The 13,184-nt window shown below is 68.3% G+C and carries 13 protein-coding genes; 9 read left to right on the forward strand and 4 right to left on the reverse strand.

Annotated features, from left to right (window positions below; all coding sequences use genetic code 11):
- The first annotated feature begins 136 nt into the window (after positions 1 to 136).
- Together ACYVLQ_RS26310 and ACYVLQ_RS26315 are read left to right on the forward strand one after the other, a co-directional pair.
- Positions 137 to 859, forward strand: coding sequence for a GntR family transcriptional regulator (locus tag ACYVLQ_RS26310; protein WP_460700347.1), 723 nt, complete (start codon positions 137 to 139; stop codon positions 857 to 859).
- A gap of 388 nt (positions 860 to 1,247) precedes the next feature.
- Complete coding sequence (locus tag ACYVLQ_RS26315) at positions 1,248 to 1,679, forward strand: hypothetical protein (RefSeq protein WP_460700203.1); 432 nt, start codon at positions 1,248 to 1,250, stop codon at positions 1,677 to 1,679.
- Positions 1,680 to 1,752: 73 nt separating this feature from the next.
- Here the strand turns inward: ACYVLQ_RS26315 and ACYVLQ_RS26320 are convergent, their stop codons facing one another.
- A complete protein-coding gene (locus ACYVLQ_RS26320) occupies positions 1,753 to 2,760 on the reverse strand; it encodes an LLM class flavin-dependent oxidoreductase (RefSeq protein WP_460700204.1) in 1,008 nt (335 codons plus the stop codon).
- Between the two features lie 66 nt (positions 2,761 to 2,826).
- Positions 2,827 to 3,729 (reverse strand): helix-turn-helix domain-containing protein, encoded by a 903-nt coding sequence (locus ACYVLQ_RS26325; RefSeq protein WP_460700205.1) that lies wholly within the window; start codon positions 3,727 to 3,729, stop codon positions 2,827 to 2,829.
- Positions 3,730 to 4,102: 373 nt separating this feature from the next.
- Here ACYVLQ_RS26325 and ACYVLQ_RS26330 point away from each other — a divergent pair, with 373 nt between their 5' ends.
- The 5 genes from ACYVLQ_RS26330 to ACYVLQ_RS26350 all read left to right on the forward strand — a co-directional run bounded on the left by ACYVLQ_RS26330 (position 4,103) and on the right by ACYVLQ_RS26350 (position 9,046).
- Complete coding sequence (locus tag ACYVLQ_RS26330) at positions 4,103 to 4,999, forward strand: SAM-dependent methyltransferase (RefSeq protein WP_460700206.1); 897 nt, start codon at positions 4,103 to 4,105, stop codon at positions 4,997 to 4,999.
- Positions 5,000 to 5,025: 26 nt separating this feature from the next.
- On the forward strand, positions 5,026 to 5,733 hold the full coding sequence (locus ACYVLQ_RS26335) for a DUF6081 family protein (protein ID WP_460700207.1): 708 nt from the start codon (positions 5,026 to 5,028) through the stop codon (positions 5,731 to 5,733).
- Between the two features lie 63 nt (positions 5,734 to 5,796).
- Positions 5,797 to 6,660 (forward strand): type I methionyl aminopeptidase, encoded by an 864-nt coding sequence (gene map / locus ACYVLQ_RS26340; protein WP_460700208.1) that lies wholly within the window; start codon positions 5,797 to 5,799, stop codon positions 6,658 to 6,660.
- Positions 6,657 to 8,279, forward strand: a complete 1,623-nt coding sequence (locus ACYVLQ_RS26345; RefSeq protein ID WP_460700209.1) for a cobyric acid synthase — start codon at positions 6,657 to 6,659, stop codon at positions 8,277 to 8,279. Before map ends, ACYVLQ_RS26345 begins: the two co-directional genes overlap by 4 nt.
- 203 nt (positions 8,280 to 8,482) lie before the next feature.
- Positions 8,483 to 9,046 carry an alpha/beta hydrolase gene (locus ACYVLQ_RS26350; RefSeq protein WP_460700210.1) on the forward strand — a complete coding sequence of 188 codons (564 nt, stop codon included), beginning with the start codon at positions 8,483 to 8,485 and terminating at the stop codon, positions 9,044 to 9,046.
- A gap of 14 nt (positions 9,047 to 9,060) precedes the next feature.
- Here the strand turns inward: ACYVLQ_RS26350 and ACYVLQ_RS26355 are convergent, their stop codons facing one another.
- Positions 9,061 to 10,098, reverse strand: coding sequence for an alpha/beta hydrolase (locus tag ACYVLQ_RS26355; RefSeq protein ID WP_460700211.1), 1,038 nt, complete (start codon positions 10,096 to 10,098; stop codon positions 9,061 to 9,063).
- Positions 10,099 to 10,288: 190 nt separating this feature from the next.
- On the opposite strand from ACYVLQ_RS26355, the gene mqo reads away from it, so the two are divergent.
- Together mqo and ACYVLQ_RS26365 are read left to right on the forward strand one after the other, a co-directional pair.
- Complete coding sequence (gene mqo / locus ACYVLQ_RS26360; protein ID WP_460700212.1) at positions 10,289 to 11,800, forward strand: malate dehydrogenase (quinone); 1,512 nt, start codon at positions 10,289 to 10,291, stop codon at positions 11,798 to 11,800.
- Positions 11,801 to 11,827: 27 nt separating this feature from the next.
- Positions 11,828 to 12,277 (forward strand): GNAT family N-acetyltransferase, encoded by a 450-nt coding sequence (locus ACYVLQ_RS26365; RefSeq protein ID WP_460700213.1) that lies wholly within the window; start codon positions 11,828 to 11,830, stop codon positions 12,275 to 12,277.
- A 106-nt stretch (positions 12,278 to 12,383) separates the two neighbouring features.
- Here ACYVLQ_RS26365 and ACYVLQ_RS26370 read toward each other — a convergent pair whose 3' ends face one another.
- Positions 12,384 to 13,163 (reverse strand): EI24 domain-containing protein, encoded by a 780-nt coding sequence (locus ACYVLQ_RS26370; protein ID WP_460700214.1) that lies wholly within the window; start codon positions 13,161 to 13,163, stop codon positions 12,384 to 12,386.
- Positions 13,164 to 13,184 lie beyond the last annotated feature (21 nt).

The following is a 13,184-nucleotide window of genomic DNA, read 5'->3' on the forward strand; positions in this document are numbered from 1 at the left end:
TGGGCAATGGTCTAGACCGTTGGGTGTTTCCTGTGCGAACGCTGGGTTAACAATTGGTATAGACCAATTGGGGTACGCTGTGGGCATGGACGCAACCGATGTGGCAGCGGTGACGCCCGGTCCCGGTGTCGGCGACATGCCGAGCGGCCGTGCGGATTCGGAGAACCGGCTGCCCAAGGCCTACCGCGTGCGCACGCAGATCGAGCGCATCATCGGCGGGCTCGAGGAGGGGGATCCGGTTCCGTCGGAGCGCGAGCTGGCCGGGCGGTTCGAGGTGGCGCGCGAGACCGTCCGGCAGGCGCTGCGAGACCTGTTGGTGGAGGGTCGGATTCGGCGGCAGGGCCGCGGTACCGTGGTATCGCGGCCGAAGCTGGTGCAGCCGCTGTCGTTGCGTTCCTACACCGAGGCGGCGATCAGCCTGGGCCGCACGCCGGGACGCGTGCTGGTGGGCTGGGACGACGTGCCCGCCGATGCGGATACCGCCGCCGCGCTCGGCGTCGCGACCGGCACGACGATCATGCACCTCGAGCGGATCCTGTTGGCCGACGACGAAAAGATCGGCCTGGAAAGCACTTTCCTCACCAGGGAGCGCTTCGGCGGGCTGCGCGCGCACTACGACCCGACCACATCGCTGTACGCCGCGATCCGGGCCGCGGGCGTCGTCTTCGCCTCTGCCCGCGAGCGCATCGAGACCGTGCTCGCCTCCCCGCGCGAGGCGGCCCTGCTGGAATGCACCACCGCCCTCCCGATGATCCTCCTGCACCGCCGCACCCTCGACGCCGACGGCCACCCCATTGAACGAGTCCGCGCCCTCTACCGCGGCGACCGCATCGCCTTCGAAACCACCCTCCGCGAATAGCCGTCCACCGCAACATCTTCGGAGCTGACTGGCGCTCACCTTCTCCCCAACATCGCGGCCTGCCATAGATCCCCGCCGCGCGGCCCCAGGGGGCCGCGCGGCGGGGAATGCGCTGCCTTGTCGGCCGGGGAATGCGCTGCCTTGTCGGCCGGGGAATGCGCTGCCTTGTCGGCCGGGGAATGCGCTGCCTTGTCGGCCGGGGAATGCGCTGCCTTGTCGGCCGGGGAATGCGCTGCCTTGTGGTCGCGCACATCCGGGTGAGCGTGACGACACGCCGAGCATGCGGGTAACTACATGATTGCCAGGTGGAATTATGTCACGCCCCTATCGTGAGGATGCACGAGATCGACCCGATGCGAAACACACCGAGACCAGTAAGGACTCCCACATGATTCGCAGTGTCGTCACACTCGCGGCCGTCGCGGGCATTGTCGTCGCGCCGATTGCCGCAAACGCCGAAGCTCCGCAACTGCCGATTCCGTCCAGCGGAAGCAGCGATACCTCCAATCAGGGCGCGACCGAAGAAAAGGATGCCGGAACCGAGAACGGGACGTCCGAAGACAAAGGCGCGAGCCGGAGTGACAAGCCGGGAAGCGGCGAGGAAGGCGCCGGGAACGGCACGAACCTGGGCGATTCCAGCCGGAACCGCGGCAATGCCCCTGGCGACAAGGGCAGCGACAGCACCGGTGAGGGAGGTGGCTTCACCCAGGGCGGCGAAGGGGAGGACGGCGAACCGGAGTACAACAGCGGCACCGGGACCCGGTACACCCAGGATGGCGAAGGTAACGGGAGGGAACCCGAGGCGCAGGCGAACAAGTAGAACTTGTTCCGCACGACGACGCCCCCGGGCCCGCCAAAGGTCCGGGGGCCTGGCCTTTTCGCGACGCGGCCCCTCAGCGGACCTGGGGCGCGACCTTCTCGCCGAGCAGTTCGATGGTGTGCAGCACCCGGTCGTGCGGCAGCGTGCCCACGCTCGGATGCAGCATGAACCGGTCCAGGCCCAGGGTGTCGCGGATGTCGGCGACCTTCTCCGCCACGTGGTCGGGGGTGCCGACGAACAGCGAACCGCCGGGTCCGCGCAGGGCGTCGAACTGGGCCGGGGTCATCGGTCCCCACCCGCGTTCACGGCCCAGTCCGCTCATCGCGGCGGCGTAGGGCTCGTAGAAGTCGGCGACAGCCTGCTCGTCGGTATCGGCGATATAGCCGTGGGCGTGCACGGCGATCGGCCGCGGTTCGTGCCCGCCCTGCTCGAGCGCGCGGTGGTACAGGTCGACGAGCGGCCGGAACCGTGCCGGTGCGCCGCCGATGATCGCGATCGCCAGCGGCAGGCCGAGCAGCCCGGCCCGCGCGACCGATTCCGGGCTGCCGCCGACCGCGATCCACACCGGCAGCGGCCGATCGGTGCGCGGATACACGACGGTGTCGCGCAGCGGTGCGCGGAATTTGCCCGACCAGGTCACCGGCCCGTCCTCGCGCAGGCGCAGCAGCAGATCCAGCTTCTCGGCGAACAGTTCGTCGTAGTCGCCGAGGTCGTAGCCGAACAGCGGGAACGATTCGATGAACGAGCCGCGACCGGCCATCAGTTCGGCGCGGCCGCTCGACAGCGCGTCCAGAGTGGCGAAGCGCTCGTACAGCCGGACCGGATCGTCGGAGCTGAGCACGCTGACCGCGGTGGTCAGCTGGATACGCTCGGTCCGGCCGGCGATGGTCGCCAACACCATCTCCGGCGCCGAGCCCGCGAAATCCGCGCGGTGGTGCTCGCCCACGCCGTACACGTCCAGGCCCGCGCGCTCGGTGGCCACCGCCTCCTCGACCACCTGGCGCAGCCGCTCGCCCGCGTTCGGCGCGGGGCGATCGCCGACGGCATGCCGTTCGGCGAAGGTTGTCAGTCCCAGTTCCATGTGCCCGTCCTCTGTCGGTGTTGTCGACAGGCTAAACGGACCATGGTCCGGATGTATTCCGCGGTGCTAACCGGTTTGGTCTCGCTCCCCGGTATCGCCGCGGGCGGCGGCGAGGAATTCGATGCTGGCGCGGGGCGGCAGGGACTGCACGCTGAGCTGGTCCATCGCCGACATGTAGGCCTGGACGTCACGTTGTTTGTCGAGGTACACCGAGCTGGTCAGCTGTTCGCTGTAGACGAGGTCGGACAGTTCGGTCTCGCGGAAGCGCAGGATGCTGAACGGGCAGCCAGGCGACGCGGAGGCGCCCGCGCTGAACGGCAGGACCTGAATCCGGACGTTGGGCAGCGTGGCGGCGGTGTGTAGGAGATGGTCGATCTGCGCCAGCATGACCTGTGGCCCGCCGACGGGACGCCGCAGCGCGCTCTCGTCGATGACCGCCCAGAGCGTGGGCGCGTCGCGCCGGGTGAGAATCTGCTGGCGACGCACGCGCATCGCGACTCGGCGCTCGGTCTCCCCGGGCGGCCCTCCGGTGAGGAGGGAGCGGATGTAGTCGGCCGTCTGCAACAGGCCCGGAACGAACTGCGGCTCGTAGGTCCGGATGGTCGTCGCGGCGTGCTCGAGCCCCAGGTAGGTCTCGAACCAGGAGGGCAGCAGGTCGTTGTAGCTGTGCCACCAGCCCGGCTGGTTGGCGCGGCGCGCCATGTCGAGGTAGGCCTCCCGGCGTTCGGGGTCGTGCACACCGTAGAGGGTGAGCAGGTCCCGGACGTCGCGTTCCTTGTAGCCGGTCTGCCCGCGCTCGAGGCGGGTGATCTTGGCGTGCGATCCGCGGATCGCCTCGCCCGCGTCCTCCCGACTGATGCCGCAGTCCTCGCGGAGGCGACGCAGCCAGCTGCCGAGCGCGATGCGCAACACCGTGGGACCGCGTTCGGTCACCGCCGGTTCCACGTCGTTGTCGTGCTCGTTGGTCATGGACCGCCTCCGGCCGCAGTAGCGATGTCGATCGTCGTGGCTAGCCTCGTTCGGCTGCCCCCCGCAGGCCGCGAATTTTACCTGTCTGCACTCGAATTCACGAACCGCGGCCTTGTGTGCGGCCGAGAGAGTAATGCCATTCGACGCGGTCGGATGTGAATATCTTTCAACTCCAACAAGATTGACCACCATCGGTCGCGGGTCGCAAACCGTAAGTACCGCATCGGTATTGGAGTCGATCATGGCATCGACCGACCAGCGGTCACCGATCAGGAGAGCCGTACCGAGCCGCGGATTTTTCGGTTTCGTTGCCGCACAACCGCGCGCGGCTCTAGGCTGATGAATTACGTCACCCCTGCTCAGAGAGGCTGAAATGCCCGACGTGTCCGAATCCACCCCGGTCACCGGGGTGCGTGTACCGGTCGGAGTCGACACCGAGCGGGCGAGCATCGCCCGCGTCTACGACGCCACGCTAGGTGGCAAGGACAACTACGACGTCGACCGCGTGGTCCGGGACAAGGTCGCCGAAATCGCGCCCAGACAGGGCGAAGTCGCGTGGATGAACCGGCAGTGGTTGCATCGCGTGGTCCGCTACCTGTCCGGACCGGCCGGTATCGATCAGTTCCTGGATATCGGCGCGGGCCTGCCCACCGTCGGTAACACCCACGAGATCGCCCAGCAGCAGAACCGTTCCGCGGCAGTGGTTTACGTCGACAACGACCCCGTCTGCAACGTGCACGGGCGAGTGCTGCTGGAGCGCAACGAGTACACCCACTTCGTCCCCGCGGATCTGACCGAGCCCGAGACGTTGCTGCAGCATGACGAGGTCGTCTCCCATCTCGACCTGGACAGGCCGCTGGCGCTGATCCTGTGCGGCATCCTGCACCACGTCGACGACGCCCTCGATCCCGTCGGCATCATGCGCCACTACATCGATGCCATACCGGTCGGTTCCTACGTGGCCATCACCCACTTCTGGGATCCGGCCGACGGTTCCGACGCCCACGATATGGCGGTGGAACTCCAAAAGCGTTTCATCACAGCGGGTCTGGGGTCGGGCTGGTACCGCACCCGGGAGGAGATCGCCGCATTCTTCGGGGATCTGAAGATGCTCGAGCCCGGCCTGGTCGAACTCGACGACTGGTGGCCCATGGGACCCGCGCTCGAGTCCCGCTGTACCGAAAAGCGTTTGCTGCTCGGCGGAGTGGGCTACAAGACCGCCCGACGCGATGCGGTCGTCACCCCGCTGCGCCGTCCCGCCGCAGACTGACCGCACGGACCGAAAGAACGAGAGCGATGCCCCGCTACGACGACCTGTCCGGCCCCGCCCTGCGCGAGGACCGCTGGCAATTCCTCCAGGTCCCCCTCGACGACACCCAGACCTGGACCTACCGCGAACCCGACGCGAAGACCGATGTCGGCGAGGGCGCCGTCGCGGTCCGAGTCGACGAATTCACCCGGTCGCACTCGCGGGTGCAGATCCTCGACAATCCCAAACACCTGCTCGTGTCGACCGAGGAATTCGATCTCACGAACGGCCCCCGCACATTCTCGGTGGAGATGGCCGCCGAGAACATCGGCACCGGCGGCGACGACTACCGCGACGGATTCGCGGCCTTCAACGTCCTCGACATGACCAGTGCGGACGTCTTCGATCTCATCGTCACCAGCCGCCATGCCCACGCCATTCACGAGCGCCTGTTCGTGCCCGGGGTCGTCGATCCGGCGGACGCGTTCACCCACGTGGTCCACGCTCCGCTGGCCGGTATCGATATCGCACCGGCCCGGTTCCACCACTATGCGGTGACCGTCGACCGCGACCGGCGCAGTGTCACCTGGCAGATCGATGGCAACCCCGTGTTCACCGCGCACCCGGAGAGCCTGCCCACCGCCGTCCGCATCGGGTTCGGACTCATCACCCTGCACCCGATCCGTGCGGGGCGCAGCACCTCGCTACGTGGTCAGGGACTGCACGGGCACTGGCGTCACTTCGACATCGGCTGAGGGCGGGAGAGGCCGGCCCGCCGCCCTCCACCGAGACGCTGCGCGTCCGGATACCCTATGAGCATGTCTGTCCGCACCCGCAAACCGCTCGTTCCCGGAACCCAGTCACCGATCCGCGAGGTTCCGCGGTCGATCGAGCGCCCGGAGTACGCGTGGAAGAAGACCGTCAACGAGGGCAGCGAGCCCTGGGTGCAGACCCCGGAGACCATCGAGAAGATGCGGCTCGCGGGCAAGCTGGCGGCACAGGCGCTCGAGGAGGCGGGCCGGGCGGTGGCACCGGGCACCACCACCGACGAGCTCGACCGCGTCGTGCACGAGTACCTGTGCGATCACGGCGCCTATCCGTCGACGCTGGGCTACAAGGGTTTCCCGAAGTCGTGCTGCACCTCGCTGAACGAGGTGATCTGCCACGGCATCCCCGACTCGACGGTGATCGAGGACGGCGACATCGTCAATATCGACGTCACGGCTTACATCAACGGTGTGCACGGCGACACCAACAAGACCTTTCTCGCGGGTGACGTGGACGAGGAGGCGCGGCTGCTGGTGGAACGCACGCACGAGGCGACCATGCGCGCGATCAAGGCCGTCCGTCCGGGCCGGGCGCTCAATGTGATCGGCCGGGTGATCGAGTCCTACGCCAACCGCTTCGGCTACGGCGTGGTGCGCGACTTCACCGGCCACGGCGTCGGCCCCACGTTCCACAGCGGCCTGGTAATCCTGCACTACGACCAGCCCGCTGTCGAGTCGGTCATCGAGCCCGGCATGACCTTCACCATCGAGCCGATGATCAACCTCGGCGGCATCGACTACGAAATCTGGAACGACGGCTGGACCGTGGTCACCAAGGACCGCCAATGGACAGCCCAGTTCGAGCACACCCTGGTAGTAACCGACGACGGCGCCGAGATCCTCACCCTCCCGTGAGGGGGGCGTTGTTGGTGGCGGGGACCGCCTCCGATGCGGGGAAAAGTGTTGTGGTGGCGGGGATTTGCCGGGTGTTGGCGCGGCGGGGGGTGCGGGTGGCGCCGTTCAAGGCGCAGAATATGTCGAACAATTCGGTGGTGACGCTGGACGGCGGGGAGATCGGGCGGGCGCAGGCGCTGCAGGCGCGGGCGTGCGGCCTGGAGCCGAGTGTGCGGTTCAACCCGGTGCTGCTGAAGCCCGGCAGCGATCGGCGGTCGCAGCTGGTGGTGCGCGGGCGCGCGGTCGACACTGTGGGGGCGCGGGACTACTTCCGCCACCGGCAGCGGCTGCGGCAGGTGGTCGCCGACGAATTGGCCTCGCTGCGAGACGAATTCGACGTGGTGATCTGCGAGGGCGCCGGATCACCGGCCGAGATCAACCTGCGGGCAACCGATCTGGCGAACATGGGTCTGGCGCGGGCCGCGGACCTGCCGGTGCTGCTCGTCGGCGACATCGATCGCGGCGGCGTGCTGGCGCACCTGTTCGGCACCGTGGCGATTCTCGAACCCGAGGACCAGCAACTGATTTCGGGCTTCGTGATCAACAAGTTCCGCGGCGACGCCGAACTGCTGCGCCCCGGCCTCGAACAGCTGACCGCGCTCACCGGCCGCCCCACCCTCGGCGTGCTGCCCTATGCCGACGAACTCTGGATCGACGCCGAGGACTCGCTCGGTACCGTCTCCGACGCCCCAGTCGGCCGTCCGCGGCCGCCGGTCGGCGCCGAGTGGCTGACGGTCGCGGCGATCCGGCTGCCGCGCATCTCCAACTCCACCGATATCGAGGCCCTGGCCTGCGAACCGGGCGTCTCGGTGCACTGGGTGAGCGATCCCTCGCGGCTGGTCGGCGCCGATCTCGTGGTCCTGCCGGGCAGCAAGTCCACCGTGAGCGATCTGGAATGGTTGCGCCGCACCGGAATAGCCGATGCACTGACCACCCGCGCCCGGTCGGGCAGCCCGATCCTGGGCATCTGCGGCGGCTACCAGATGCTGGGCAAACGCATCGTGGATGAGGTCGAATCCACGGCCGGGGAGGTCGCGGGACTCGGCCTGCTGGACCTGGAGATCGAATTCGTGAACCCGAAAGTGCTGTGCCGCACGAGTGGCCATGTGGTCGACCGGGAGAGTGAGGATTCCGTGTCCGAGAGCACGCCGGTGCGTGTTCCTGGCGACGGCGGCGATTTGGCCACGGGCCCGAGCGGGGCCGCAGCGTCGGACGCGCGGATCACGGTGCGGGGATACGAGATTCACCACGGACGCGTGCGTCACAACGCCGAGCGAGCCTGGCTGGAACTGGCCGACGGCAGCATGGAGGGCAGTGTGCGGGGCGCGATCTGGGGCACTCACCTGCACGGCGTACTGGAGTCCGACCAGTTCCGGCGATCCTGGCTCCGACAGGTCGCAGAGCAGGCGGGTCGCACGGGTTTCGTTGTCGCCGAAGATGTTTCGGTAGCGGACATCCGCACCTCCCAGCTGGACCTGCTGGCCGACCTGATCGAGAAGCATCTCGACCTCGACCGTCTCGAACGACTGCTCACCACCGGCGCCCCATCCGGCCTCCCCACCCTCACGATCGGTCGTTGACACCTGCGGTGCCTCGGCGAATACGTGACCGCACCCACCGCCGGTGCACCGCCGCCGGCGGCCGTGGTGTCGTGCGACGGCCGTCTCGCACGCAGGGGCCGTGGACCATCCCGCGGCGACCTCCGAGGTAATGCGTCTACTGGCCTGAATGGTGGGCAGCAACACGGGGTCGGGCGCTGCCGCGGCGTGTAGCGTGGGGCTCCATGGAAACTCGGCGGATCGCGGTCGGGGACCGCGCGTGGACCGTGCGAGTCGGCGGACCGCACTCGCGGCACACCGTGCTGCTGCTCCCCGACGCGGGCGACCCGGTAGACGTCTACGACCGGGTGGCCACGCGCCTGCACACCTCCGACCTGCGCACGATCGCGGTCGAGACGCTCGACGACCTCGACGCGACGGCGGTGTACGCCATACTCGACGATCTCGGCGTCCCCTGGGCGAATCTGGCCGGGGTCGGCGCGGGTGCGGATCTGGCCTGGCAGCTGTCCGCGCGGGGTTTCGGCCGGTTCATCGGACTGGTCGTGGCCGGGCGGGCGCATCCGGCCGTCCCGGTCGCCGACGGCACGGTCGGCGACCCCACCTGCCCGGCCGTGGAGCTGCCCACCACCGTGATCGCCACCAAACACCTGCCGCGCACCGCCGCCGATGCCAGCGGCCGCCACGTCTACGGCGAATTCCGGGTCACGCAGGTCGACGTCGCCCACGTCGCCACGGAGGCCGACCACGAGCTGGCCACCGAGATCGTGCTGCGCAGCGGCCTGTGGTGAATCCGCGCTGAGAACTACTTCGCGCGTGCGGGTTTCGCGGTGAACTCGGCCAGCCAGCGCAACCAAGAATCGAGTTCGCCGAAGGCCGCCGCGCGCACCGGCTCCGACGACAGGAACACGTCGTGCCGCGCGCCCTCGATCGGCACGATATTGGTGCGGTCGCCCAGACAGCCCGACCAGCGCTGAATCTGGCGTACGTCGAGCACCGTGTCGGCGATATCGGCCGCGGGCCCGTACCGGCGCATGAACTTCGTCACCTTCGACCGCAGAATCAGCGTCGGCACCCCGATGTCGAGCCCGCGCTGCAACCGCGCATGCCCCTGCCGGATCGCCCGCAACCAGCCGAAGTGCACCGGGAATCCGGCCAACGGCTTCCAGTCCAGGTTGTAGTCCCACTCGCCGGACGCGCTGTGATGCAGGCTGGCGCCGTAGGTGTCCACCTCCGCGCCCGGCAGCCGGGTCATCGCCCGCAGCCGCCCCAGCCCGTGAATGACGGCCGTGCCGACGGTCCGGTAGTAGGAGGGGCCCTGCAGGTCGAACCACGGGCTGTTCAGGACCAGGCCCGTAATGGCCTGTGCCGTACCGCTTTCGGACCGATTGAGCCGGTCCAGCCAGAGCGGCACCACCAGTCCGCCGGTGGAGTGCGCCATCAGCAGCACCGGCAGTCCGGTCTCCGCGCGCACGATGCGCAGCGCCTCGTTCAGTTCGGCGTCGTAGAGCGCCAGATCGCTGACGTAGTGCGCGGTCTGCCCCGGCCGCAGCGACCGGCCACACTTGCGCAGATCCAGCGCGTAGAACCGGTATCCGCGCGAGACCATGTGCTCGGCCACGTGCCGCTGGAAGAAATAGTCGGTGAAGCCGTGGACGTAGAGCACTACGCCCGTGGCCCGCTCGGGAGCGTCGGCCGCGTAGCGCACCAGCGTGGCCTCGGCCGTGCCCTCGCCGTCCGGGTCGGCGCCCAGCGGGATGGTCAGCTGTTCGTACCCTGTGCCCAGCACATCGACCTGCCAGGCCTCGGTGTGTACGGGTGCCACCGGCGTCTCGTTCGTCACAGCTCCACGATATTCGACCCGCTCAGCCGCGGCAGCGGGAGGGAAGTCCGTCACACCACGCGTAGGCCCTTTCCGAATCGGGCATGGTGAGGGGCAGAATCAGGTTGAAGTGAACGGCGGGTAACCTTCCCGCTGAAGTTGCTGACCCGCGCAGGACAAGGAAGTCGAACTACCCGTGCCGAACGCTGCGATGACTGAAAAGACCGATGTGGTACTCATCGGTGCCGGGATCATGAGCGCCACTCTCGGGGCACTGCTACGTCAGCTGCAGCCGGATTGGTCGATCACCATGTTCGAGCGGCTCGACGCCGCCGCGCCGGAGAGCAGCGACCCGTGGAACAACGCGGGGACCGGCCACTCCGCGCTCTGTGAGCTGAACTACAGTCCGCAGCAGGCCGACGGCTCGGTCGACGTGTCCAAGGCCGTCGACATCAACGAGCGCTTCCAGGTGTCGCGGCAGTTCTGGGCGTACGCCGTCGAGAACGGGGTGCTCGGCGATCCGTCGGCGTTCATCAACCCGATTCCGCACGTCAGCTTCGTCCACGGCGCTGACAACGTCGACTACCTGCGCAAGCGCTATGAGGCGCTGTCGCGGCACCCGCTGTTCGAGGGCATGGAGTACATCGACGCCCCCGACGAATTCGCGCGGCGGCTGCCGCTGATGGCCAAGGGCCGCGACTACTCCGATCCGGTCGCGCTGAACTGGACGGACTTCGGCACCGACATCGACTTCGGCTCGCTGACCAAGCAACTGCTGGCCTATCTGGGCGCCAGCGGCGTCGAAATCGCCTTCGGCAACGCGGTTCTCGATCTGGACAAGCAGTCCGACGGCAGCTGGAACGTGCGGTCCCGCAACACCCGCACCGGCGCCACCCGCACCGTGAACGCGAAGTTCGTCTTCGTCGGCGCGGGCGGCTACGCGCTGCCGCTGCTGCAGAAGTCCGGGATCAAGGAGATCAAGGGCTTCGCCGGGTTCCCGGTCAGCGGTCAGTTCCTGCGCTGTACCAATCCCGAGCTGATCCAGCAGCACAACGCCAAGGTGTACGGCAAGGCCGCCGTCGGCGCGCCGCCGATGTCGGTGCCGCACTTGGATACTCGCGTGATCAACGGGCGGGCGGGCCTGCTGTTCGGCCCCTACGCCGGGTGGACCCCGAAGTTCCTCAAGGACGGCAAGCTCACCGACCTGGTGAAGTCGGTGCGAGCGGGCAATCTGACGCCGATGCTGGGCGTCGGCGTCACCGAACTGGGCCTGGTCAAGTACCTGGTCAGCGAGCTGCTCAAGTCGCCCGCGGGCAAGGTGAACACGATGGAGGAGTTCATCCCGCGCGCCGAGGGGCCGGACTGGGAGCTGATCACCGCCGGGCAGCGCGTGCAGATCATCCGCCGCAAGGGTGTCGGCGGGGTGCTGGAACTGGGCACCGCGGTGATCGCCGCGGGCGACGGTTCGGTCGCCGGTCTGCTCGGCGCCTCGCCGGGCGCCTCCACATGCGTCAGCGCGATGGTGGACGTGCTGCAGCGGTGCTTCCCGCAGGAGTACGCCGGGTGGACGCCGAAGCTGAAGGAAATGGTTCCGTCGCTGGGCCTGAAGCTGTCGGAGAACCGGGCGCTCTACGGCGAGGTGTGGGACTGGTCGAACAAGGCCCTGCACCTGACGCGCGACAACCTGGTCGACAACACGCCGACGCCCGCCGGGGTCGCGTAGCCCCGGGCTATGTGATAGCAAGACGCGATGATGTCAACGGTTTCTCTCAAAAGGTCGTGGGCCGCAGATCTGGACACCGCGACCCTGTACAAGCTGTTGAAGCTTCGTGTCGAGGTGTTCGTCGTCGAGCAGAAGTGCGCGTACCCGGAACTGGACGGCCTCGACCTGCTGCCCGAGACGCGGCACCTCTGGCTGGACGACGAGGGCGAGATCATCAGCACCCTCCGGCTGCTGGAAGAGCACCACGACGGCGTGGACACCTTCCGCATCGGCCGCCTGTGCACCTCCCCGCCCGCACGCGGGCACGGCTACACCACCCGCCTGCTGCAGGCGGCCCTCGCCGAAACCGGTTCGGCCACGGTCCGTTTGAACGCCCAGACCTACCTGGTCGACATGTACACCAAGCACGGCTTCCAAGCCGATGGCGAGGAATACATCGAAGACGGCATCCCCCACGTCCCGATGCGCCGCGGATAACCACCACAGTATTCCCGGCGCCCCGCTCACCTTCTGTCCCGGGTGAGCGGGCCTGGGCCTTTGACGTGGGACTTCGCTCCACGGTGCGGCGAACTCGTTGCGGTGCCTAGGCTCCCGGCGGTCCGGACGCCCGTTCCGGCAGGTCTCGGTCGTCGAGTTCGCGTACCAGCAGCGTCGCGCCCGCGACGGCGCCCGGCATCAGGAACACCGCCACGAACGGGATCAGGAACGCCGCGGCGAGGGGAGTTCCGAAGCCCCACACCAGCATTCGGCGGGTGCGCAGGACCGCGAGCTGTTCGCGCAGTGCCACGCCGCGGCGCTGCATCGCCACGGAGGTCAGCTCCTGGGTGAGGAAGTATCCGGTGACGCACACGACCAGCACCGGGACCACGGTCTGGCCCACCACGGGCAGGAATCCGGCGGCGAACAGCAGCACGCCCCACAGCGCGGCCCGCGCCACGATGCGCACGCTGTCGCGCACCGAGATCCACAGCTCGCGCCAGAACGGCAGGCCCGACCCCGGTGCGGTGCCGTCGGGCGACTGCGACCGGTCGACCTGCTCGGACAGCGCTTCGTAGAACGGCTGACCGATCGCGAGCGTCACCGCGGTGAAGGTGATCACGGACAGCAGCAGCCCCAGCACGACCAGCAGCACGGCCAGGAATCCCCGCAGCAGCCCCGGCCACGGCGAGTCCCAGGTGTCGGCGAAAGGCGTTGCCCAGTCCACGATGTCGCCCGCGAACAACACCAGCGCGATGAGCGCGGCCAGGTACAGCACCAGCGCGATCACCCCGGGCGCCAGCCCCATCCCCAGCGAGCGCCGATGGGTCGCCACCCACCGCTGCCCACGCACGAGGTAACCGAATCCGTTCGCCAGATCACGCACCGGCACAGCGTAATCGGCTTC

This window comes from Nocardia thraciensis (assembly GCF_054782435.1).